The sequence below is a fragment of the Streptomyces sp. NBC_00078 genome, from assembly GCF_026343335.1.
Classification (GTDB): Bacteria; Actinomycetota; Actinomycetes; order Streptomycetales; family Streptomycetaceae; genus Streptomyces.
In genome coordinates this window covers 2,127,762-2,150,134 of record NZ_JAPELX010000001.1, presented here as the reverse complement: position 1 = coordinate 2,150,134, position 22,373 = coordinate 2,127,762, and the positions used below count along the sequence as shown (strand labels likewise).

At 69.9% G+C, this 22,373-nt stretch carries 19 protein-coding genes; 13 read left to right on the top strand and 6 right to left on the bottom strand.

All coding sequences use genetic code 11. The annotated features are described in order from the left end of the window. Positions 1 to 145: 145 nt before the first annotated feature. The 8 genes from gap to OOK07_RS10015 all read left to right on the top strand — a co-directional run bounded on the left by gap (position 146) and on the right by OOK07_RS10015 (position 8,353). Complete coding sequence (gap, locus tag OOK07_RS10050) at positions 146 to 1,156, top strand: type I glyceraldehyde-3-phosphate dehydrogenase (RefSeq protein ID WP_266512237.1); 1,011 nt, start codon at positions 146 to 148, stop codon at positions 1,154 to 1,156. 133 nt (positions 1,157 to 1,289) lie between these two features. Continuing rightward, on the top strand, positions 1,290 to 2,501 hold the full coding sequence (locus OOK07_RS10045) for a phosphoglycerate kinase (RefSeq protein ID WP_266678901.1): 1,212 nt from the start codon (positions 1,290 to 1,292) through the stop codon (positions 2,499 to 2,501). Positions 2,502 to 2,542: 41 nt separating this feature from the next. Next, a complete protein-coding gene (gene tpiA, locus OOK07_RS10040; RefSeq protein ID WP_266683426.1) occupies positions 2,543 to 3,298 on the top strand; it encodes a triose-phosphate isomerase in 756 nt (251 codons plus the stop codon). Positions 3,299 to 3,402: 104 nt separating this feature from the next. Then, positions 3,403 to 3,633 (top strand): preprotein translocase subunit SecG, encoded by a 231-nt coding sequence (gene secG / locus OOK07_RS10035; protein WP_266520156.1) that lies wholly within the window; start codon positions 3,403 to 3,405, stop codon positions 3,631 to 3,633. A gap of 213 nt (positions 3,634 to 3,846) precedes the next feature. Next, complete coding sequence (locus tag OOK07_RS10030) at positions 3,847 to 4,182, top strand: RNA polymerase-binding protein RbpA (RefSeq protein ID WP_003976875.1); 336 nt, start codon at positions 3,847 to 3,849, stop codon at positions 4,180 to 4,182. A 158-nt stretch (positions 4,183 to 4,340) separates the two neighbouring features. Then, positions 4,341 to 5,609 carry an MFS transporter gene (locus tag OOK07_RS10025; RefSeq protein ID WP_266795999.1) on the top strand — a complete coding sequence of 423 codons (1,269 nt, stop codon included), beginning with the start codon at positions 4,341 to 4,343 and terminating at the stop codon, positions 5,607 to 5,609. A gap of 52 nt (positions 5,610 to 5,661) precedes the next feature. Beyond that, positions 5,662 to 7,317, top strand: coding sequence for a glucose-6-phosphate isomerase (gene pgi, locus OOK07_RS10020; protein ID WP_266795998.1), 1,656 nt, complete (start codon positions 5,662 to 5,664; stop codon positions 7,315 to 7,317). Positions 7,318 to 7,417: 100 nt separating this feature from the next. Then, on the top strand, positions 7,418 to 8,353 hold the full coding sequence (locus OOK07_RS10015; RefSeq protein WP_266795996.1) for a hypothetical protein: 936 nt from the start codon (positions 7,418 to 7,420) through the stop codon (positions 8,351 to 8,353). Positions 8,354 to 8,371: 18 nt separating this feature from the next. Here OOK07_RS10015 and OOK07_RS10010 read toward each other — a convergent pair whose 3' ends face one another. From OOK07_RS10010 to OOK07_RS10000, 3 genes are read right to left on the bottom strand one after another with little or no spacing between them, the layout of a single operon-like run. Then, on the bottom strand, positions 8,372 to 10,759 hold the full coding sequence (locus OOK07_RS10010) for an ABC transporter permease (protein WP_266795995.1): 2,388 nt from the start codon (positions 10,757 to 10,759) through the stop codon (positions 8,372 to 8,374). 39 nt (positions 10,760 to 10,798) lie between these two features. Further along, a complete protein-coding gene (locus tag OOK07_RS10005) occupies positions 10,799 to 11,548 on the bottom strand; it encodes an ABC transporter ATP-binding protein (RefSeq protein ID WP_266801919.1) in 750 nt (249 codons plus the stop codon). Between the two features lie 8 nt (positions 11,549 to 11,556). Continuing rightward, complete coding sequence (locus OOK07_RS10000; protein WP_266512222.1) at positions 11,557 to 12,072, bottom strand: PadR family transcriptional regulator; 516 nt, start codon at positions 12,070 to 12,072, stop codon at positions 11,557 to 11,559. Positions 12,073 to 12,195: 123 nt separating this feature from the next. Here OOK07_RS10000 and OOK07_RS09995 point away from each other — a divergent pair, with 123 nt between their 5' ends. From OOK07_RS09995 to OOK07_RS09975, 5 genes are all read left to right on the top strand, one after another. Further along, positions 12,196 to 13,467 (top strand): ABC transporter substrate-binding protein, encoded by a 1,272-nt coding sequence (locus OOK07_RS09995; RefSeq protein ID WP_266795993.1) that lies wholly within the window; start codon positions 12,196 to 12,198, stop codon positions 13,465 to 13,467. 143 nt (positions 13,468 to 13,610) lie between these two features. Next, complete coding sequence (locus tag OOK07_RS09990; protein WP_266678889.1) at positions 13,611 to 15,239, top strand: glycoside hydrolase family 13 protein; 1,629 nt, start codon at positions 13,611 to 13,613, stop codon at positions 15,237 to 15,239. A 78-nt stretch (positions 15,240 to 15,317) separates the two neighbouring features. Continuing rightward, positions 15,318 to 16,646, top strand: coding sequence for an ABC transporter substrate-binding protein (locus OOK07_RS09985; protein ID WP_266795991.1), 1,329 nt, complete (start codon positions 15,318 to 15,320; stop codon positions 16,644 to 16,646). 6 nt (positions 16,647 to 16,652) lie between these two features. Continuing rightward, positions 16,653 to 18,014 carry an ABC transporter permease gene (locus tag OOK07_RS09980; protein WP_266678885.1) on the top strand — a complete coding sequence of 454 codons (1,362 nt, stop codon included), beginning with the start codon at positions 16,653 to 16,655 and terminating at the stop codon, positions 18,012 to 18,014. Further along, a complete protein-coding gene (locus tag OOK07_RS09975; RefSeq protein WP_266678883.1) occupies positions 18,011 to 18,850 on the top strand; it encodes a carbohydrate ABC transporter permease in 840 nt (279 codons plus the stop codon). Before OOK07_RS09980 ends, OOK07_RS09975 begins: the two co-directional genes overlap by 4 nt. Before the next feature lie 108 nt (positions 18,851 to 18,958). Here the strand turns inward: OOK07_RS09975 and pgl are convergent, their stop codons facing one another. From pgl to zwf, 3 genes are read right to left on the bottom strand one after another with little or no spacing between them, the layout of a single operon-like run. Then, complete coding sequence (gene pgl, locus OOK07_RS09970; RefSeq protein ID WP_266678881.1) at positions 18,959 to 19,741, bottom strand: 6-phosphogluconolactonase; 783 nt, start codon at positions 19,739 to 19,741, stop codon at positions 18,959 to 18,961. Further along, the gene (opcA, locus tag OOK07_RS09965; RefSeq protein WP_266795988.1) at positions 19,738 to 20,835 is read right to left on the bottom strand and encodes a glucose-6-phosphate dehydrogenase assembly protein OpcA; all 1,098 of its coding nucleotides are present in this window, start codon (positions 20,833 to 20,835) and stop codon (positions 19,738 to 19,740) included. Before opcA ends, pgl begins: the two co-directional genes overlap by 4 nt. Beyond that, complete coding sequence (gene zwf / locus OOK07_RS09960) at positions 20,832 to 22,370, bottom strand: glucose-6-phosphate dehydrogenase (RefSeq protein ID WP_266678877.1); 1,539 nt, start codon at positions 22,368 to 22,370, stop codon at positions 20,832 to 20,834. The genes opcA and zwf overlap by 4 nt, the downstream gene beginning before the upstream one ends. Positions 22,371 to 22,373: the final 3 nt, after the last annotated feature.

Sequence of the window (22,373 nt, the reverse complement as noted above, 5' to 3'; positions counted from 1 at the left end):
GCGGGTACGGACCGCCTGCCCGTGTATGCGGCATCTCGATGTCACCGCGGGGCCCGCAGGGAGGTAGGGTCGGGGTTGGTCGGGGACATCCCAAACAGAGCTCGCCGGCACCGCATAGCCGGCGTACCAACGAGGAGATCGGTTCGTGACGATCCGCGTAGGCATCAACGGCTTCGGTCGTATCGGTCGCAACTACTTCCGCGCGCTGCTGGAGCAGGGTGCAGACATCGAGATCGTGGCTGTCAACGACCTGGGTGACACAGCGACCACCGCTCACCTGCTGAAGTACGACACCATCCTGGGCCGCCTCAAGCACGAGGTCTCCCACACCGCCGACACCATCACGGTCGACGGCAAGACCATCAAGGTCCTTTCCGAGCGCAACCCCGCCGACATCCCGTGGGGCGACCTCGGCGTCGACATCGTCATCGAGTCGACCGGCATCTTCACCAAGAAGGCCGACGCCGAGAAGCACATCGCGGGCGGCGCCAAGAAGGTCCTCATCTCGGCTCCGGCCAAGGACGAGGACATCACCATCGTGATGGGCGTCAACCAGGACAAGTACGACGCGGCCAACCACCACGTCATCTCCAACGCCTCCTGCACCACCAACTGTGTGGCGCCGATGGCCAAGGTCCTCGACGAGAACTTCGGCATCGTCAAGGGCCTGATGACGACGGTCCACGCGTACACCAACGACCAGCGCATCCTGGACTTCCCGCACTCGGACCTGCGTCGCGCCCGCGCCGCCGCCGAGAACATCATCCCGACCACGACCGGTGCCGCCAAGGCCACCGCCCTGGTCCTCCCGCAGCTCAAGGGCAAGCTCGACGGCATCGCGATGCGCGTCCCGGTCCCGACCGGTTCCGCCACCGACCTCGTCGTCACGCTCCAGCGCGAGGTCACCAAGGACGAGGTCAACGCCGCGTTCAAGAAGGCCTCCGAGGACGGCGACCTCAAGGGCTACCTGGCCTACACCGAGGACCCGATCGTCTCCTCGGACATCGTCAGCGACCCGGCCTCCTGCACCTTCGACTCCTCCCTGACCATGGTCCAGGAGGGCAACTCGGTGAAGATCCTCGGCTGGTACGACAACGAGTGGGGCTACTCCAACCGCCTCGTCGACCTCACGGTCTTCGTCGGCAACCAGCTCTGATCCACAGAGCAGGCACTTGATGTGACGGCAGGGCTCGGGCGGCGCAGCGACGCGCCGCCCGGGCCCTGACTCACGTACGGACCGGCCCTCTTACGATCACGAGCACCACAAGTCCTCCTCGGGAGCCCTCGCAATGAAGACGATCGACGAACTCCTCGCCGAAGGCGTGGCCGGCAAGCGGGTCTTCGTCCGCGCCGACCTCAACGTGCCGCTGGACGGCACCACCATCACCGACGACGGCCGTATCCGCGCCGTGCTGCCCACCGTGAAGGCCCTGGCTGAGGCCGGCGCGCGCGTCGTCGTCGCCTCGCACCTCGGCCGCCCCAAGGGCGCGCCCGACCCGGCCTTCTCCCTTGCCCCCGCCGCCGCGCGCCTGGGTGAACTCCTCGGCGCGGACGTGGCGTTCGCGACCGACACGGTCGGTGACTCCGCGGGGTCCACCGTCGCGGGCCTCGCCGACGGCCAGGTCGCCGTGATCGAGAACCTGCGCTTCAACGCCGGCGAGACCAGCAAGGACGACGCCGAGCGCGGCGCTTTCGCGGACCAGCTGGCCGAGCTCGCGGACGTCTACGTCGGGGACGGCTTCGGTGCGGTGCACCGCAAGCACGCCTCGGTCTTCGACCTCCCGGCCCGTCTGCCGCACGCCGCCGGTTACCTCATCACGACCGAGGTCGCCGTCCTGAAGAAGCTCACCGACGACGTCAAGCGGCCCTACGTCGTCGCCCTGGGCGGCGCCAAGGTCTCCGACAAGCTCGCCGTCATCGACCAGCTGCTCGGCAAGGCCGACCGCATCCTCATCGGCGGCGGCATGGCGTACACCTTCCTCAAGGCCAAGGGCTACGAGATCGGCAAGTCCCTCCTTCAGGAGGACCAGATCCCGGCGGTCCTGGAGTACGTCGAGCGCGCGGAGAAGACCGGCGTCGAGCTGGTCCTGCCCGTCGACGCGGTGGTCGGTCCCGCGTTCCCGGACCTGAAGACCAAGGCTTCGGCCGGCGCCACCACCGTCGCCGCGGACGCGATCCCCGCCGACCAGATGGGCCTGGACATCGGCCCGGAGTCCCGCAAGCTGTACGCCTCGAAGATCACCGACGCCGCCACCGTCTTCTGGAACGGCCCGATGGGCGTCTTCGAGCACCCCGATTTCGCCGAGGGCACCAAGGCGGTCGCCCAGGCCCTCCTCGACTCCCCGGCCTTCACGGTCGTCGGCGGTGGCGACTCCGCCGCGGCCGTGCGCCTCCTGGGCTTCGACGAGAACGCGTTCGGACACATCTCGACCGGCGGCGGCGCCTCCCTCGAATACCTCGAGGGCAAGACGCTCCCCGGCCTCGCCGCACTGGAGGACTGACCTTTATGGCTTCATCTATTTCTTCTGGGCGCACGCCGCTGATGGCGGGCAACTGGAAGATGAACCTCAACCACCTTGAGGCCATCGCCCATGTCCAGAAGCTCGCCTTCGCTCTCGCGGACAAGGACTACGAGGCCGTAGAGGTGGCCGTCCTGCCGCCCTTCACCGACCTGCGCTCCGTGCAGACCCTGGTCGACGGCGACAAGCTCAAGATCAAGTACGGCTCCCAGGACATCTCGGCGCACGACTCCGGCGCCTACACCGGCGAGATCTCCGGCTCGATGCTGGCCAAGCTGAAGTGCACGTACGTGGCGATCGGCCACTCCGAGCGCCGCCAGTACCACAACGAGACCGACGAACTGGTCAACGCCAAGGTCAAGGCCGCCTACAAGCACGGCCTGACCCCGATCCTGTGCGTCGGTGAGGAGCTGGAGGTCCGCGAGGCGGGCAACCACGTCACGCACACGCTCGCCCAGGTCGAGGGCGGCCTCAAGGGCCTCCCGGCCGAGCAGGCCGAGACGATCGTCATCGCCTACGAGCCGGTGTGGGCCATCGGCACCGGCAAGGTCTGCGGCGCCGACGACGCCCAGGAGGTCTGCGCCGCCATCCGCGGCAAGGTCGCCGAGCTGTACACCCAGGAGCTCGCCGACCGGGTGCGCATCCAGTACGGCGGCTCCGTGAAGGCCGGCAACGTCGCCGAGATCATGGCGAAGGCCGACATCGACGGTGCCCTGGTCGGCGGTGCCTCGCTGGACGCGGACGAGTTCGTCAAGATCGTGCGCTTCCGCGACCAGTGAGTAGGCCATAGCGGCGATCCGTCGTACCCTTGCGGGGGCATGGTAGGGAGCTACCGTGCCCCCGTCGTTCATCCGAATCCGAGAGAGTTGGTCCAGCCGTGGTTTTGGGGTTCTCGATCGCCCTGATCGTCTTCAGCCTGCTGATGATGCTGCTGGTGCTGATGCACAAGGGGAAGGGCGGCGGCCTCTCCGACATGTTCGGTGGCGGCATGCAGTCGTCCGTCGGCGGCTCCTCGGTCGCCGAGCGCAACCTCGACCGCATCACCGTGGTGATCGGTCTGCTGTGGTTCGCGTGCATTGTCGTGCTCGGCATCATCATGAAGACGAACAGCTGAGCAGCAACGCACACACAGCACCTGGATTCCGCACGTAAGGCCCCATGTTCGGTACGCGCAGCTGAGCGCGGCCTATCATGGGGCTTGCGTCTGGATGTAGGGGATGTAACTCCAATCACTGGACGCGCGTTGGGCCTTACGTAGACTGAGGCGCTCGCAACGAAGCGACACGCCGACTCGCTTCGCGGCACCATCACGCAGGGAGTTACGACCGTGGCAAGTGGCAACGCGATCCGAGGAAGCCGGGTCGGGGCGGGGCCGATGGGCGAGGCCGAGCGTGGCGAGTCCGCGCCGCGTCTGCGCATCTCCTTCTGGTGCTCGAACGGGCACGAGACGCAGCCCAGCTTCGCCAGCGATGCGCAGGTTCCGGAGACCTGGGACTGTCCGCGCTGCGGCTTCCCGGCCGGACAGGACCGGGACAACCCGCCGGACCCGCCGCGTACCGAGCCCTACAAGACGCACCTCGCGTACGTCCGGGAGCGGCGCAGCGACGCGGACGGCGAGGCGATCCTCGCCGAGGCGCTCGCCAAACTGCGGGGAGAGATCTAGGAGTTGAGACCGGCCGGGTACCCAGGGTGCCTGGCCGGAGTTGTTTCGTCATCGGCCCCTTTCGCGGCCCCTTACGTCACCGGCGAACGGCCGCCCGCGGACCGATTGTCAGTGGTGCCCTCTACGGTTTGTGCATCGGCGAATCGTGAGGGGGAGACGTGGCGACGGTCGAGGGGGCGGGCACGTACGCGCCCGCGTGGCGCGGGGGTTTCGGGCGGCTGTGCACGGCCGCGGTGGTCTCCCGGTTCGGGGACGCGCTGCGCGGCGCGGCGCTGCCCCTGCTCGCCACCTCACTGACGAGCAGGCCCCTGCTCATCGCGTCGGTGACCGCCTGTGGCTATCTGCCGTGGATCGTCTTCGGGCTGCTCGGCGGCGCGGTCGCGGACCGGGTGGACCAGCGGCGCGCCATGTGGACCGTCGATGCGGTACGGGGGCTGCTCGTCGCCGTCTTCGCCGTGGCCGTCGCCCTCGGGCACGCCTCGATCGCGCTGCTCATCGCGCTCGCCTTCGTACTGACCACCCTCCAGACGCTCTTCGACAACGCCTCCACGGCCCTGCTGCCCGCCCTAGTCGACCATGAGGCGCTCGGCCGTGCCAACGCACGGCTGATGACCGGGCAGCAGATCGCGGGCGGTCTGGTCGGGGCGCCCGTGGTGCCGCTGCTGATCGCCGCGGGGGCCGCCGTTCCCTTCGCGGCCGACGCGGGGACCTTCCTGCTCGCCGCCGCGCTGGTCGCCTCCCTGCGAACCGAAGCCCCCGGGCGCGCGCCGAGACCGGCGGGCAGCACTCTGCGCCGGGAGATCGCGGACGGTCTGCGCACCCTGTGGCGCGACCGGGCCCTGCGTGGACTGTGCACCGCCACAGCGCTGTGCAACATCGGCATGGGCGCCCTGATCGCCACGCTGGTGATCCTGGTGACCGGCTGGCTGGACGCCGGCATCTCCGGATACGCGGCGGTGACCACCGCGTACGCGGCCGGCGGCCTGGCCGGGGGAGTGGTGAGCGGGCGGGTCGCCACGCGGCTCGGGCCCATGCGGGCCGTGCTGCTCGCCGGCCTGGTGCAGATCGGTGCCCTCGTGGTCCTGGGCAGTGTGCGCCGCCTGGCCGTGACGGCGGCCGCCCTCGCCGTCTTCGGCTTCATGGGCATGGTGTGGAACGTCAACACCACAACGCTGATGCAGCAGCGCGCCCCCTCCGGCATGCTTGGCCGGGTCAGTTCGGCCTTCCGTACCCTGGCCGTCGCCGGGGCCCCGGTGGGCGCCCTGCTCGGCGGGGCCGTCGCCACCGCCTGGGGTCCGAACACACCGGCCCTGCTCACCGCCGCCTTCTTCGTCCTGTCCATCCTCGCGCTGATACCTGCCCGCAAGCGGGACGTACCTGTTGTTGCGGCGGACGACGACGCCACGACGGCTCACGCCCCGCGCTGATCAATTAGGTTGGAACAGCTGGGACAGGCACGAAAGAAGGCTGAAGTCGGACATGAACGCAGGCGGCCGTACCAGGCTCAACCAGACGCCCGAGTGGACCGCGCTGGCCAGGCACCGTGAGGAGCTCGCCGGCACCGGTCTGCGGGAGCTGTTCACCACCGACCCGGGCCGCGGCACCGGTTACACGCTCCAGGTGGGCGACCTGTACGTCGACTACTCCAAGCACCTGGTCACCGACGAGACCCTGCGGCTGCTGCGCGAGCTGGCCGCCGCCACGGATGTGTTCGGCCTGCGGGACGCCATGTTCCGTGGCGCGAAGATCAACACGACCGAGGACCGGGCCGTGTTGCACACCGCCCTGCGCGCTCCGCGCGACGCGGTGATCGAGGTCGACGGCGAGAACGTCGTCCCTGATGTGCACGCCGTCCTCGACAAGATGGCCGGCTTCGCCGAGCGGGTCCGCTCCGGCGCCTGGACCGGCCACACCGGCAGGCGCATCAAGAACGTGGTGAACATCGGCATCGGCGGCTCCGACCTCGGCCCGGCGATGGCGTACGAGGTGCTGCGCAGCTTCACCGACCGCGACCTCACGGTCCGCTTCGTGTCGAACGTCGACGGCGCCGACCTGCACGAGGCCACCCGTGATCTGGACGCGGAGGAGACGCTGTTCGTCATCGCCTCCAAGACCTTCACCACGATCGAGACCATCACGAACGCGACCTCGGCGCGCGAGTGGCTGCTCCGTGAGCTGAAGGCCGGTCAGGAAGCCGTCGCGCAGCACTTCGTGGCACTGTCGACGAACGCCGGGAAGGTCACCGGGTTCGGCATCGATCCGGACAACATGTTCGAGTTCTGGGACTGGGTCGGCGGACGGTACTCCTTCGACTCGGCGATCGGCCTGTCGCTGATGATCGCCATCGGCCCGGACCGCTTCCGGGAGATGCTCGACGGATTCGCGCTCGTCGACGAGCACTTCAGGTCGGCGCCCGCCGAGTCCAACGTGCCTTTGCTGCTGGGTCTGTTGGGCATCTGGTACGGCAACTTCCACGACGCCCAGTCGCATGCCGTGCTGCCGTACAGCCACTACCTGTCCAAGTTCACGGCGTATCTGCAGCAGCTGGACATGGAGTCCAACGGCAAGTACGTCGGCCGCGACGGGCGGGAGGTCGACTGGCAGACCGGGCCGGTGGTGTGGGGCACGCCGGGCACCAACGGGCAGCACGCCTACTACCAGTTGATCCACCAGGGCACGAAGCTGATCCCGGCGGACTTCATCGGCTTCGCCGAGCCGGTGGGCGAGCTGAGCGACGGGCTCAAGGCGCAGCACGACCTGCTGATGGCCAACTTCTTCGCGCAGACGCAGGCCCTCGCCTTCGGCAGGACGCCGGACGAGGTTCGGGCGGAGGGCGTACCCGAGGAGCTGGTGCCGCACAAGACCTTCAAGGGCGACCACCCGACCACGACGATCCTCGCGCGTGAACTGACACCGTCCGTGCTCGGCCAGCTGATCGCCCTGTACGAGCACAAGGTGTTCGTGCAGGGGGCGGTCTGGAACATCGACTCGTTCGACCAGTGGGGCGTCGAGCTCGGCAAGGTGCTGGCCAAGCGGGTCGAGCCGGCGCTGACCGAAGGGGCGGAGGTTCCCGGTCTGGACGAGTCCAGCAAGGCACTGGTCGCCAAGTACCGGGAGCTGCGCGGGCGGGTGTGACACCGCCGCCAGAGGTTCGGGAAGCGAGGCGGCGCCTGGCCGTCCGCTTCCCGTAGACTGCCCCGGCGATCATGAACACGACCGCTCGGGGGAGCACACCGTGACTAACGCACAGGGGAGTTGGCTCAGCGAGAGGCTGGACGCCCGGTCCTTTCTGAAGCCTCATCACATGGCGCGGGCGGTGTTCCATCCGGCGTGGATACCCCAGGCGGTCGACCCGTCCGTGGAGCAGCTCAAGCGGGTGCGGATCATCGCCGGGGCGGTCGCGGCGCTCGGCGTCTACACTTTCGTCGAGGGCGGGTTCGCCTTCGACGAGATGCTGGACAACGCGGTCACCGCATCCGTCGTCCTGCTCTTCCTCACCCCGCTGACGGTCGGCGTGATGCTCTACGTCTGGCGGCGCGGTGGCACGGTGCGGCAGTTGCGGGTGCCACTCGTCAACGCGCTCAAGCTGCTGCTGCTCTTCATCGGTTCGGTCCTTGTGACCGTGCTGCTCTTCCGGCTGGGCGACGCGTTCGGAATCCTCGCGAGACTCGTGGTGAGCGTCGCCGGACTCTGGATGGCCTGGTTCGTGATCGCGGGCGCGGTCAAGCTCACCGGGAACTTCTTCGGCACCGCCGCCGTGCACCGCGGCCTGCCGCCGCTGCTCGCCACGGTGACGACCTGGCTGATGGCCCTGCCCGACCTGTTCACGGGAGATCTGCACGGTCTGAGCCTCGGCATGGGCATCGTGTTCATCCTGGGCGCTCCCGTGACGGTCACCGCGATCGCGGTTCTGGAGCTGCGGCGGCTCAGACAGCGCTACGGCGTCCGGCTGACGGCACATCCGCTCACGCTGCCGCGGATCGCTCCGCCGCCACCGCCGCAGTACGCCCCCAACGGCTTCGTCCCTCCGCAGGGCAACCCGTACGGTCATCCGTCGGGTCATCCGTCGGGTCATCCCTCCGGGAACACATACGGGAATCCGTACGACCCGCGCCCGCCGTACCTCCCGTCGAATCCCTACGGCAACTCCGCGAATCCCTACGGAAGTTGAGCTGCTCTCGCGTTGTGGTCAGGTCAGCGCGCTGAGGGTGTCCGCGAGCCGTCGTCGTGCCGCACGTGCGGCGGGCAGGGCCGCGAGCCCGGCGGCGCCGAGCACCGCGGCCACGCCGAACAGCACCAGCAGCGCGGGCGACGGTCCTTGGGCTATCCCTGCCCCGATGCCGCTCGATCTGCCCTGGGCGTCGATCAGCCAGTGCGCGAGGGGTGCGCCCAGGGCCGTACCGGCGAGGACGGCGGCCAGCGAGGTGCAGACGGTGGCCGTGACCGTGATCGCGGTGATCTGGCGCGGGGACAGTCCGATGGCCTTGAGGGCGAGCAGATCGCGTTCGCCCTCGCGGACCGTGCCGCCGATCGCGGTGAGCAGTTCGACTAGCCCGATGAGGGCGAGGACGACGATCAGGCCGATGACGACCGACCGCAGCGGGGAGAGCCCGTCGGCCGGGTTGGTCACGGCATGCACGTCCAGATGCCCGTGGCCGGCGGTGGTCAGCCGGCCGGCGACCGTGTGAGGGTCGGCACCGGGGCGCAGGCGGAGCTGGTAGAGGCTCGGGGTGAGGTGGGGGTCGTTCTCGCGAAGGGTGTCGAGCGAGGTGGAGATGACCCGGCCGGCGTTCTCCGGTTCGATGCTGCGGCCCACGATGTGCAGGATCTGCGGTTGCTCGCCGACCGTGATCCGCACCCAGTCGCCGACACGGGCGTCCAGCAGGTCGAGGAAGCCCTGCCCGGCCACCGCCTCGTCGCTGCCGTGCGCGCGCCGGCCCTCGACCAGGGCGTACGGGTAGGGATCCTGGCGGGTGCCCAGGCCGCGCAGGGCGATCGTGGCCGTCTGGCCGGGGACCAGGGCGGCCACCTCGACGCCGGGGTAGGCGGCGGCGACCTGTGGGTCGCGATCCAGCAGTGTGCGCGTGGCGGGGTCGCTGAGACCCGCGTCCGTGTGGACGGTGAGTGCGGTCGGCAGGCCCATCTGCTCGGGGCTGCTGTGGAAACGGTCGATGGTGGTCCAGGCACTCATCGCCACGACGATCAGCAGCAGGGGCAACGCCAGCCGGGCCACGGTGGCCAGGGACCGCATCCGACGGACAAAGGCCGTGTGCCAGCCCAGCACCAAGGCGGGCGACACCCCCACCCCGAGCGCCGACCGGGCCATACCCGAGAGCTGCCCGACGGAGCGCGCGGTGGAGGGCGGAGCGGAGGGGGCGCGCCCCCCGGCGCGGGTGAGGCCAGGAGCCGGGGCGGGATTCCCGCGCGCCGCCCCCGGCAGCCTTCCGCCCCTCACGGCCGAGGGCCGTGTCACCGGGACCGGTGGTACCTGGCCCGCTCGCCAGGCCGCGAGGCCCGTCGTCGCGGTGATGAAGAGGATCGCGCCCACTGGGATGGCGAACAGGGCCGCCGTGTGGCCGGGGAGGCTCTGCCATACGCCGAGTGCGTCTCCGAGGCGGCCCGGGAAGCGGCTGCCGAGGGCCTGGGTCAGTGCTGCCGCGGACACGGCGCCGAGGACGGCGTAGGCGATGTGCTGGAGCAGGAACACGCGGACGACCTGGCCCGGGGTGAAGCCGATCGCCTTCAGGACCGAGATGTCCCGCAGGTGGCCGCGGATGCGGGTGGCGATCGCGCCGTGCACAGCGAGGCCGGCGGCGACCAGCGCGCCCAGCCCGAACAGACCCAGCACCTGGCCGAGCAGCCGGTTGTCGCCCTGCGCCTCGGCCCGGGCCTGCTGCCAGGTGGAGACCTCGCCGATGGCGCCGGCGCCGAGGACGGTGACGGCGCGCTGGACGGCGTAGGCCGTGTCCTCGGGGTCGCTGAGGCGCAGGCCGATGACCTGCCCGGTGGGGTGGGACACCGCGGAGGGGAGCGCCCAGACCAGGCCCGGCTGCTCGCCGGGGCGGTATCGGGGCTCGGCGCTGTCGGCCACGCCCAGCACGGTCACCGTGCGTGCCGTGCCCGGCAGGGTGAGCGTGTCGCCCGGTTCGGCGAGCAGGGCGCGGGCGAGTCGGCTCTCCAGGACCACGCCGTCGGGCGTGGCGGGGTCCAGCCAGTGGCCGGCGGTGAGCAGCGGATGGCCGATGGCGGGGCGCTCGGGCGTCGCACGCAGTTCGACCGACGCGCGGGTGCCGCGCGAGGCGAGGGTGGCGGGGGCGGTGGGGTAGGGGCCGGAGACCGACTCGACGCCGGCCAGGTCCGCCAGTCTGCGCACCTTGGCGGACTCGCTGGTGTGGATCCAGACGTGCGCCCCGCGCTCCTGCGTGAAGATCCGCTGCCAGGGGTTGGTGGCGTACCCGAACAGCGCCGTGGCCAGCAGCAGCGACACCACTATTCCGGCGGTGGCGAGCACCAGGAACAGCGCCTCACCGCGATGCGTGCGCAGATCGGAGTGCGCCCAGCGCAACGTCGCCCGCATGCGGCTCAGCCCTTCCGGGGGTCGTCGTACAACCGCATGTCAGTCCCTGAGTTCGAGCACACCGGATATGCCCGTCCCGCGCGACGGCGCGCCGTCGAGTGCCGCGTCGTCGGCTATCCGGCCGTCGAAGAAGCTGATCACCCGGTCCGCGGCGCTCGCCAGCCGGGCGTCATGGGTGACCAGCACGATCGTCTGGCCGCGCTGGTGGAAGCGGGACAGCAGCCGCATCACCTCGCGGGTGCCCTTGCTGTCCAGGCTGCCCGCGGGTTCGTCGGCCAGCAGGAGCGGCGGATGGTTGACCAGGGCGCGGGCCAGTGCGACCCGCTGCTGCTGGCCGCCGGACAGTTCGCCCGGCAGGTTCCGCTCCTTGCCTTCAAGACCCAGTTCGCCCAGCAGCTCCTCCCGCTCGGCACGCGCCCGCTTCGGCGAGACCCCGGCCAGCAGCGCAGGCAGCTCCACGTTGTCGGCGACCGACAGACCGGATACGAGATTGAAGAACTGGAAGACGATTCCGATCCGTTTCCTGCGCTCCACCGCCCAGCGCGCTTCACTCCACGCGTCCGTGCGCTCGCCGTCCAGCAGGATGCTGCCGCCGTCGGGCCGCTGCAGTCCGCCCAGCAGGTGCAGCAGCGTCGACTTGCCGGCGCCGGACGGGCCGGTGACGGCCACGAACTCGCCCTGCCGCACCCGCAGCTCGACCCCGCGCACGGCATGCGCCGGTGCACCCTCGCCGTAGTGCGTCTTGACCAGGCCTTCGGCGCGCAGCACGGGAGCGGGGCCGTCACTCAACCCAGCACTCACTCCAGCTCCTCCAGCTCTTCCTGACACCGTTCCAGCCAGTCGAGGTCGGCCTGCAGGTGCAGCATCGCGCCCTCGATCAGCAGATGGGCGATGCGGTTGTCGCGGTCTTCGGCGGCCGCCAGCTTCGACAGGTCACGCATAGTGTTGAGGTACTGGCGCCGCTGCTTGTTGATCAGGGCGATCTGCTCGGCGAGACCCGTCTGCGGAGCGAGTGCCAGTTTCATGAAGAACTCGTCCCGCACCCGGGGCTCGTCCTCGGGCTCCTCGAACCAGGCGCGCAGTGCCGCCCGCCCGGTGTCGGTGAGGTCGTAGACCTTTTTGTTGGGCCTGCTCGACTGCTCGACGTCTTTGCCCTCGATCAGGCCTTGCTTCTCGAGGCGGCCGAGGGTTACGTAGATCTGGCCGACGTTCGGCTGAGGGTACGCGGAGCCCAGCAGTTGCTCAAGGTCCTGCTTCAGCTCGTAGCCGTGGGCCGGGCCGCGTGCGAGGAGTGCCAGGAGGGGCAGGCGCACGTGTGCTGTCCTCCCGTCCTCGTAATGTGCTCCAGGCCCTAGTATCGCGCATACCTAACAGGTATACATGGCCTCTGTCCCCGGGCGAGGATGCCCGTGGTGCCGGTGTACAGGGAGGAACCTATGCGGTGGATCCATGCCGCCGGTAGGGGCCTCCTCGTTCTCGTCGTGGTCATGACCGGGTACATAACCTCCGGTGCGCGCGCCGACGAGGGCACGGCGGGCGGCCGCGGGCCCCTGACGCTCGCCACCGCGGGAGACCTCACCAGCTATCTCGGCCCCCTGCTGGAGGGCTGGAACCGCACCCACCCCGGCGAGAAGGTCACCCTCGTCGAACTGCCGGACTCAGCCGACGAGACCCATGCCCAGATGGTCACCGACCTGCGCGGCGGCGACCGCAGCCGGTTCGACGTCCTCAACATCGACGTCAACTGGACCTCGGAGTTCGCGGCGGCGGGCTGGATACGGCCACTGCCCCGCGACCGCTTCCCGCTGAAGAGCTTCCTGGATCCGGTCGTCGACACGGCGACCTACGACGGCCATCTGTACGCCGTCCCTTACGTCACCAACGCCGGCCTGCTCCTCTACCGCAAGGACGTCCTCGCCAAGGAGGGCGTCCCGCCGCCGCGCACCTGGGCCGAACTGGAGCACGACGCCAGAACCATCGCGCCGAAGTACGGACTCGACGGCTACGCGGGGCAGTTCCTTCCCTACGAGGGCCTCACCGTCAACGCCGCGGAGGCCGTCTACTCCGCGGGCGGCAGCATCCTCGGCGACGAGGGCGCACGGGTCACCGTGAACTCGGCGGCCGCAGGCGAGGGCATCGGCTTCCTCGCCCGGGGCGTGCGCGAGGGCTGGATCCCGAAGAAGGCGCTGACGTACAAGGAGGAGGAGTCCAAGCAGGCCTTCCAGGACGGCCACCTGCTCTTCCTCCGCAACTGGCCCTACGCCTACGTCGCCGCGTCCGCCAAGGGCTCCCCGGTCGCCGGCAGGATAGGCGCCGTACCGCTGCCCGGGCCGGACGGGCCGGGGAAGAGTGTCCTCGGGGGCTCCGACCTGGCCGTCAACACGCACACCCGGCATCCCGACTCGGCCGCGCGCCTGATCGCGTACCTCACCAGCGAGCCCGTCCAGCGCCAGGTCCTCACGCGCGGCGCGCTGCCGCCCGTACGCGCCGCGCTGTACGAAGATCCCGCACTGATACGGCAGTTCCCGTATCTGCCGACCCTGCGCAAGAGCGTCCTCTCCGCCCAGCCGCGTCCCAAGAGCCCGCGTTACGACCAGGTCAGCCTGGTGGTGCAGGCGGTCGTGCAGGACGCGATGACGGGGCACGAGACGCCCACGGCGGCGGTGCGACGGCTGGCGCGGGAGCTGGCCGCCATCCCCGGCCGATAGCTCTCTTAGTTACTTGTTAGGTAACGCGACGGTCTCTCTTGGGTTCATTGCAGCCCATTAAATAGGCATATAAAGGGTTGACTGCTCGGTAGCTTCCGTCTGTTCATTGACACCCTCTCGACACGTCTACCTAACATGCATGCATGTTGAGTAAGTACCGCCGCTGGTGGCGTGACGCGGTGATCTACCAGGTGTACGTCCGTAGCTTCCTGGACAGCACCGGCGACGGCATCGGCGATCTGGCCGGGGTCCGGGCCGGTCTGCCGTATCTGAAGAAGCTGGGTGTGGACGGGATCTGGCTGAGCCCCTTCTATCCCTCGCCCCAGCACGACCACGGCTACGACGTGGCCGACTACTGCGACGTCGACCCGCTCTTCGGCGACCTCGCCGAGTTCGATCTGCTGGTGGCGGCCGCCCGGCGGCTCGGTGTCAAGGTGCTCCTCGACGTGGTGCCCAACCACTGCTCCAGCGCGCACCCGTGGTTCAGGGAAGCGCTCGCCGCGGCACCCGGCAGCGCGGCCCGAGCCCGCTTCCACTTCGCCGACGGACGCGGCGCGGACGGCTGCGAGCCGCCCAACAACTGGCACTCCATGTTCGGCGGCCCCGCCTGGACCCGGGTCGTCGAGTCCGACGGCCGCCCCGGCCAGTGGTACCTGCACATGTTCGCGCCCGAGCAGCCCGACTGGAACTGGCGCGTCCCGGAGGTCGCCGCCGAGTTCGACCGGGTGCTGCGCTTCTGGCTCGACCGGGGCGTCGACGGCTTCCGCATCGACGTCGCCGCCGGCCTCTTCAAGCACCCCGGCCTGCCCGACTCGGACGACCCCGAGGCCGACGCCCGCACCCGCGACTCCGTCAACCCTCTCGCCTGGAACCAGCCCGAGGTGCACGACGTGTGGCGGCACTGGCGGGCGGTGTGCGAGCAGTACACGGCACGGGACGGCCACGAGCGGCTGCTGGTCGGCGAGGTGTCGGTGCCCAGCGCCCGCGAACACGCCAAGTACGTACGGGCGGACGAACTCCACCAGGCCTTCTTCTTCGACCTGCTCAGCGCCCCCTGGAACGCGGACGCCTTCCGCAAGGTCATCTCCGAGGCCATGCAGGACATCGCGGGAACGGGATCCACGGTCACCTGGGTGCTCAACAACCACGACCAGGTCCGCACCGTCACCCGCTACGGCGAACCCGCCACCGGGGGCAGCGGCCTCGGCGCCGCCCGCGCCCGCGCCGCCGCGCTGCTGATGCTGGCGCTGCCCGGCGCCGCGTACATCTACCAGGGCGAGGAGCTGGGCCTGCCCGAGGTCGTCGACCTGCCCGACGACGTGCTCACCGACCCCATCTTCCGCCGCACCGGCAGCCGGGCCCGGATCCGCGACGGCTGCCGGGTGCCGCTGCCGTGGTCTGGGCAGGCGTCGCCCTTCGGCTTCACCTCCGGCGCCGAGAGCGCACGGCCCTGGCTGCCGCAGCCGTCGTACTTCGCCGAGTACGCCACCGACCGCGCCCTCGCCGACACCCGCTCCTTCTGGCACCTGTACCGCGACGGCCTCCAACTCCGGGCCGCGCTACCCCAGTTGGGCGAAGGGATGCTGCGCTGGCTGGACACCCCACCAGGCGTCCTCGCCTTCACCCGGGGCGACGGCCTCGTCTGCGCCGTCAACTTCGGAACGGCGCCCACGCCCGCGCCGGTCTCCGGCACTCCCCTGCTGGCCAGCGGCCCGTGTCCGATCGGGGTGCTGCCCGGCTCGACGGCCGCGTGGTGGATCAACGACCTCTGACCACCGTCACACCCCGTTGATCACCGCGCACTCCTCTGACTGTTCATCAGTTATCCACCTATTGAAGGGACATCAACGATGATGCGACGACGTACGACCATGCTCGCGGGCTGCACCGCCCTCGCCCTGGCCCTCGGCGCTACCGCCTGCGCAGGCGGCGGTCCGGTCTCCGCCGGGGGTGGTGACAAGGCGCTCAGCGGGCAGACGGTCACCGTGGCCGGTGTCTGGTCCGGCAGTGAGCAGAAGAACTTCCAGAAGGTGCTGGACGCGTTCACCGCGAAGACCGGCGCCACGACGCAGTTCACGTCCACCGGGGACAACGTCTCCACCGTCGTCGGCAGCAAGATCGAGGGCGGCAACGCGCCGGACGTGGTGATGGTCCCGCAGGTCGGCGTGTTGCAGCAGTTCGCGAAGAAGGGCTGGCTCAAGCCGCTGTCGGCCACCACCGAGAAGTCCCTGGACGCGGGATACTCGCCCGTCTGGAAGAAGTACGGCAGCGTCGACGGCCGCCTCTACGGCCTCTACTTCAAGGCCGCCCACAAGTCGACGGTCTGGTACAGCCCGGACGCCCTCGACCAGGCCGGCGTCAAGCCGCCGACCACGTACGACGCGATGCTGAAGGCCGGACACACCGTCTCCGACTCGGGCCTGGCCGCCTTCTCGGTCGCCGGTCAGGACGGCTGGACCCTCACCGACTGGTTCGAGAACATCTACCTCTCGCAGGCCGGCCCCGAGAAGTACGACGCCCTGGCCGCCCACACGTTGAAGTGGACCGACGCCTCGGTGGTCAAGGCACTCGGCACGCTGGGCAAGCTGTTCAAGGACCGGCAGCTGATAGCCGGCGGCCAGAAGGGGGCCCTCAACACCGACTTCCCCGGCTCCGTGGAGAAGGTGTTCGGCCCCAAGCCCGAGGCGGGCATGGTGTACGAGGGCGACTTCGTCGCCGGGGTGGCCCACGACCAGTTCGGCAAGAGCATCGGCGCGGACGCGAACTTCTTCCCCTTCCCGGCGGTCGACGGGGGCAGGGCGCCCGTGGTCAGCGGCGGCGACGCGGCCGTGGTCCTGAAGGACGGCAAGAACACCAAGGCCGGCATGAAGCTCCTGGAGTACCTCGCGACCCCCGAGGCCGCGGCCGTGTGGGCGAAGGCCGGCGGCTTCCTGTCCCCGAACAGGAAGCTGACCCTCGACTCCTACGGCGACGACGTCACGCGTGCCACCGCCAAGTCCCTTGTCTCAGCCGGGGATTCGGTCCGCTTCGACATGTCCGACCAGGCGCCGGCGGCCTTCGGCGGGACGAAGGGCGCGGGGGAGTGGAAGCTGCTCCAGGACTTCCTGCGCGACCCGTCCGACCCGAAGGGCACCGCGGCGCAGCTGGAGACCGCGGCGGCCCAGGCGTACAAGGGCTGACGGGCCATGACCGCGACTCTGCTCAAAGAGACAAGTCCGCCTGGACTCGGGGCGGTTGAGCGTGCTCGCCGCTCACGGCGGCGGGCGCGGTTCATCGCCGTGCTGTTCGCGTTGCCGGCACTGCTCCTGCTGGGTGCGCTCGTCGTCTACCCGGTGCTGTTCTCCGTCGGCCGCAGCTTCTTCGACGCGTCCGGCACGCGCTTCGTGGGCGGCGAGAACTACACCGAGATGTTCCGGGACCCGGCGACCCTCAAAGCCGTTCGCAACACGGCCATCTGGGTCGTCTTCGCCCCGGCGCTGCTGACCGGCCTGGGCCTGATCCTCGCCGTCCTGGTGGAGAAGGTCCGCTGGGCGACGGCCTTCAAATTGCTGCTCTTCATGCCGATGGCGGTGTCCTTCCTGGCCGCGGGCATCATCTTCCGGCTCGCCTACGACGAGGACCCGAACAAGGGCGTGCTGAACGCGGCCGTGGTCGGCGTGCACGACGCCTTCGAGAACACCTCGCAGTATCCGGCCGCGCGGGCTCGCGAGGGCCAGGGGCTGGTGGCGCGGCCGGACGGCTCGTACCGGACGAACGGCCATCTGTCGCCGGGGGGCTCGGTGGCGCTGGGTCTGGTGGGCGTCGCGCCGAAGGACCTGCCGGGCGATGCCGGGCCGGCGTACGCGGCCGCGCACCGCAAGGCGGCGGCCGACGAACTGCGCGGGGTCGTCTACCTGGACTTCACGCCCGGCGGGGGAGGGAAGCAGGGGCAGGTCGACCGGCGGGAGAGCGGGCTGCCGAAGATGAGGGTGGAGGCGGTGCGGGACGACGGTACGACCGTCGCGCATGCGACCACCGCGTCCGACGGTTCCTTCCGCTTCACGGGCCTCAAGTCCGGCTCGTACGCGGTGCAGTTGCCGGCCTCGAACTTCGCGCAGCCGTATGACGGGGTCTCCTGGCTCGGGCCGATGCTCGTCACACCGGCCATCATCGGGGCGTATCTGTGGATCTGGACGGGATTCGCGATGGTACTGATCGGCGCAGGGCTGGCCGCGCTGCCACGCGACGCGCTGGAGGCGGCGCGGATGGACGGCGCGAACGAGTGGCAGATCTTCCGCCGGATCACGGTCCCGCTGCTCGCGCCCGTACTGACCGTGGTCTTCGTGACCCTCGTGATCAACGTGATGAAGGTCTTCGACCTCGTCTACATCATCGCGCCCGGCCCGGTGCAGGAGGACGCGACCGTGCTCGCCACGCAGATGTGGCTGGTGTCGTTCGGCGGCGGCAACAACCAGGGACTCGGCAGCGCGCTCGGGGTGCTGCTCCTGCTGCTGGTGGTGCCCGCCATGGTTCTCAACGTCCGTCGTTTCCGAAGGAGTCAGCGATGAACGCGGTGCGGCGTACGCTGAGCAGCGGTGTGGTGCAGGCCTTTCTCGTGCTGATCGGCCTGGTGTGGGTCACGCCGCTGGCGGGGCTGTTCCTGTCCTCGCTGCGGTCCACGCAGGACTCGGCGAGCAGTGGCTGGTGGACGGTGTTCACCAGTCCGGGTCAGCTGTCCTTCGACAACTACTCGGCGTTGCTGAAGAACGCCGGGATGACGCAGGCGTTCTGGAACACGGTGCTGATCTCGGTGCCGGCGACCGTGCTGGTCGTCGTCCTCGCGGCGCTGGCCGGATACGCCTTCGCCTGGCTGGACTTCCCCGGGCGGGAGGCCGTCTTCCTGGTCGTGGTGGCCCTGTTGGTGGTGCCGGTGCAGATCGGACTGCTGCCGGTGGCCAAACTCTTCGGAGAGCTGGGGCTGTTCGGGACGATTCCGGGGGTCGTGCTCTTCCATGTGGCCTACGGCCTGCCGTTCGCCGTGTTCCTCCTGCGCAACTACTTCGCCGAGATGCCGAAGGAGATGCTGGAGGCGGCTCGCATGGACGGTGGCAGTGAGTGGCGGATCTTCACACGGCTGGTCCTGCCCGTGGGGCGCCCGGCGATCGCCTCGCTGGCCATCTTCCAGTTCCTGTGGGTGTGGAACGACATGCTGGTGGCGCTGCTGTTCGCGGACAGTTCCTCGCAGCCGTTGACTGTGCAACTCCAGTCGCAGATACGGCAGTTCGGGAGCAACATCGATGTGCTGGCGCCGGGGGCGTTTCTGTCGCTGGTGGTGCCGGTGGTCGTGTTCTTCGCGTTCCAGCGGCACTTTGTGCAGGGGGTCATGGCGGGGTCGGTGAAGTGAGAGGGCGGCGGGAGTCCTCACCCCCGCCGCCCCCACCCGTCCCATCGGGCCGCCCCCCGGACCTCGCTCTGCAGACGCCGGAGAGGCTGAATTCGGCTCAGCCGAGCCTCACGGTGTAGCCGGTGGATACAGCGATCGCGGCAGCTGTGATGCCGCCGTCGCGTCCAGGAGCCACAGTGTGCGGGAGCGGCCGCGCGCGCCCGCCGCCGGGGCCTGGACCTCGCCCGCCCCGGAGAGGGCGATCGCCGCGGCCTGCGCCTTGTCCTCGCCGGCCGCCAGCAGCCAGACCTCGCGCGCCGCACGGATCGCCGGAAGGGTCAGGGTCACACGCGTCGGCGGCGGCTTGGGCGCGCCGTGCACGCCCACCACCGTCCGCTCCGCCTCCCGGACGGCGGGAAGCTCCGGGAACAGGGACGCCACGTGCGTGTCCGGACCGACACCCAGCATCAGGACGTCGAACGTGGGCACGGCACCGTGGTTCTCGGGGCCGGCCGCACGGGCCAGCTCCAGGGCGTACCCCTCCGCCGCCGCTTCGACGTCCGGTCCGTACGGGCCGTCCGACGCCGGCATGGCGTGCACGCGCTTCGGGTCCAGCGCAACGGCGTCGAGCAGGGCCTCACGGGCCTGCGTGACATTGCGCTCGGAGTCGCCCTCGGGCAGGAAGCGCTCGTCTCCCCACCACAGGTCCAGCCGGCCCCAGTCGACCGCGTCCCGGGCCGGGGCGGCGGCCAGGGCGGCCAGCAGGCCGTTGCCGTTGCGGCCGCCCGTGAGGACCACGGACGCATAGCCCCGGGAGGCCTGCGCGTCCACGATCTTCGTGATGAGGCGGGCCGCGGCGGCCTGCGCCATCAGTTCCTTGTCGCGGTGCACGACCACCTGCGGAGTGCTCACTTCGCCGCCGCCTTCTTCGCCACGTCGGTCACCGCCGCCTCCGCCGCCGCTTCCTTCGCGGGAGCTTTCGCAGCGCCTTCGACAGGGGTTTCGACAGGGGTTTCGACTCGGCCCGGTTCTCCTTTGGCCGGCTCCTCGGCCGCGGGTTGCGCCGACGGCGCGGGCGCCGACGGGTTCAGCCGCTCCACCCCGAACCGCAGCGCCGACGCATAGGTGTCGTCCGGATCCAGCCGCCGCAGCTCCTCCGCGATCAGCTCGGCCGTCTCGCGTCGCTTCAGCGCCACCGCACGGTCGGGCTGGCCCTGGATGGAGAGGGTGGCGAGGGAGCCGTCCGCGCGGTCCAGGACCACCTGGCCCGTGTCGGTGGCCATACGGACCGCCGTCAGACCCGGGCCGTTCGACAGCGACCGCTTCACCGGCACGTCCAGCCGGTCCGCCAGCCACATCGCGAGCAGCTCGCAGCTCGGGTTGAACTCCTCGCCCTCCACCTCGACGGACTCCACCTTGCAGGTGACCTGGTCGAGGGCGGCGGCCAGCATCGAGCGCCAGGGCGTGATGCGGGTCCAGGAGAGGTCGGTGTCGCCGGGGGTGTAGGTGTCGGCCCGGGCCGTCAGCTCCCGTACCGGCTGTTCCGAGGCATATGTGTCCGTCACACGGCGCTGGGCGAGAGCGCCCAGGGGGTCCCTTGCCGGGTCGAGGGGCGCGTTCACCGGCCACCAGGCGACGACGGGTGCGTCCGGCAGCAGCAGGGGGAGCACGACCGACTGCGCGTGGTGCACCACTTCGCCGTACAGACGCAGGACGACCGTCTCGCCCGACCCCGCCTCCGCGCCCACCCGGACCTCGGCGTCCAGGCGCGACTGCGTACGGTCGCGGGGAGTGCGTGAGACGCGCTTGATGACCACCAGAGTGCGTGAAGGGTGCTCGTGCGAGGCGTCGTTCGCCGCCCTCAGGGCGTCGTACGCGTTCTCCTCGTCCGTGACGATGACCAGCGTGAGCACCATGCCCACGGCAGGCGTGCCGATGGCCCGCCTGCCCTGCACCAGCGCCTTGTTTATCTTGCTGGCCGTGGTGTCCGTGAGGTCTATCTTCATGGCCGGCGCCAGCTCCGTCCGTCTCGCTCAAGCATTTCGTCCGCCTCCACGGGCCCCCAGGTGCCGGACTGGTACTGGGCGGGCTTGCCGTTCTGGTCCCAGTACTGCTCGATCGGGTCGAGGATCTTCCAGGACAGCTCGACCTCCTCGGTGCGCGGGAAGAGGTTCGAGTCGCCCAGCAGCACGTCCAGGATCAGACGCTCGTACGCCTCCGGGGAGGACTCGGTGAAGGACTCGCCGTAGGCGAAGTCCATCGACACGTCCCGGATCTCCATCGAGGTGCCCGGCACCTTCGAGCCGAAGCGGACCGTGACACCCTCGTCCGGCTGGACGCGGATGACGATCGCGTTCTTGCCGAGTTCCTCCGTCGCCGTGTGGTCGAAGGGGGAGTGCGGCGCCCGCTGGAAGACGACCGCGATCTCGGTGACCCGGCGGCCGAGGCGCTTGCCGGTGCGCAGATAGAACGGGACGCCCGCCCAGCGGCGGTTGTCCACCTCCACCTTGATCGCCGCGTACGTGTCGGTCTTCGACTTGGCGTCGATGCCGTCTTCCTGGAGGTAGCCGACCGCCTTCTCGCCGCCCTGCCAGCCCGCCGCGTACTGGCCGCGCACGGTGTCGCGGCCCAGGTCCTTCGGCAGTCGTACGGCCCCGAGCACCTTGGTCTTCTCGGCGGCCAGCGCGTCCGCGTCGAAGGAGGCGGGCTCCTCCATGGCGGTGAGCGCCATCAGCTGGAGGAGGTGGTTCTGGATGACGTCGCGGGCGGCGCCGATGCCGTCGTAGTAGCCGGCCCGGCCGCCGATGCCGATGTCCTCGGCCATGGTGATCTGCACATGGTCCACGAAGGACCGGTTCCAGATCGGCTCGAACATCGTGTTGGCGAAGCGCAGCGCCAGGATGTTCTGGACGGTCTCCTTGCCCAGGTAGTGGTCGATGCGGAAGACCTGGTCCGGGGCGAAGACCTCGTGGACGACCTTGTTGAGCTCCTCGGCCGACTTCAGGTCGTGCCCGAAGGGCTTCTCGATGACCGCGCGGCGCCAGGAGCCGCCGGTCTGCTCGGCCAGGTGGTGCTTCTTCAGCTGCTGGATGACCACGGGGAACGAGCGCGGCGGCACCGACAGGTAGAAGGCGAAGTTGCCGCCCGTGCCCTGCGCCTTGTCGAGTTCCTCGATCGTGGCGCGCAGGCGCTCGAACGCGTCGTCGTCGTCGAAGGTGCCCTGCACGAAGCGCATCCCCTGGATGAGCTGCTGCCAGACCTCCTCACGGAACGGCGTACGGGCGTGCTCCTTGACGGCGTCGTGGACCTCGGCCGCGAAGTCCTCGTGCTTCCACTCGCGGCGCGCGAAGCCGACGAGGGAGAAGCCCGGCGGCAACAGACCCCGGTTGGCGAGGTCGTACACGGCGGGCATGAGCTTCTTTCGGGACAAATCGCCCGTGACGCCGAAGATGACCAGGCCCGACGGCCCCGCGATACGCGGGAGCCGTCGGTCCGCGGGGTCACGAAGCGGATTCGCTCCGGAACCGGAGAAAGGAGCCAAGAG

Coding starts and splice junctions, on each gene's coding strand:
- OOK07_RS10045 (WP_266678901.1), top strand. CDS start 1,290: ATGAAGACGATCGACGAACTCCTCGCCGAAGGCGTGGCCGGCAAGCGG.
- tpiA (WP_266683426.1), top strand. CDS start 2,543: ATGGCGGGCAACTGGAAGATGAACCTCAACCACCTTGAGGCCATCGCC.
- pgi (WP_266795998.1), top strand. CDS start 5,662: ATGAACGCAGGCGGCCGTACCAGGCTCAACCAGACGCCCGAGTGGACC.
- OOK07_RS10010 (WP_266795995.1), bottom strand. CDS start 10,759: ATGCGGGCGACGTTGCGCTGGGCGCACTCCGATCTGCGCACGCATCGC.
- OOK07_RS09995 (WP_266795993.1), top strand. CDS start 12,196: ATGCGGTGGATCCATGCCGCCGGTAGGGGCCTCCTCGTTCTCGTCGTG.
- OOK07_RS09990 (WP_266678889.1), top strand. CDS start 13,611: ATGTTGAGTAAGTACCGCCGCTGGTGGCGTGACGCGGTGATCTACCAG.
- OOK07_RS09985 (WP_266795991.1), top strand. CDS start 15,318: ATGATGCGACGACGTACGACCATGCTCGCGGGCTGCACCGCCCTCGCC.
- OOK07_RS09980 (WP_266678885.1), top strand. CDS start 16,653: ATGACCGCGACTCTGCTCAAAGAGACAAGTCCGCCTGGACTCGGGGCG.
- OOK07_RS09975 (WP_266678883.1), top strand. CDS start 18,011: ATGAACGCGGTGCGGCGTACGCTGAGCAGCGGTGTGGTGCAGGCCTTT.
- opcA (WP_266795988.1), bottom strand. CDS start 20,835: ATGAAGATAGACCTCACGGACACCACGGCCAGCAAGATAAACAAGGCG.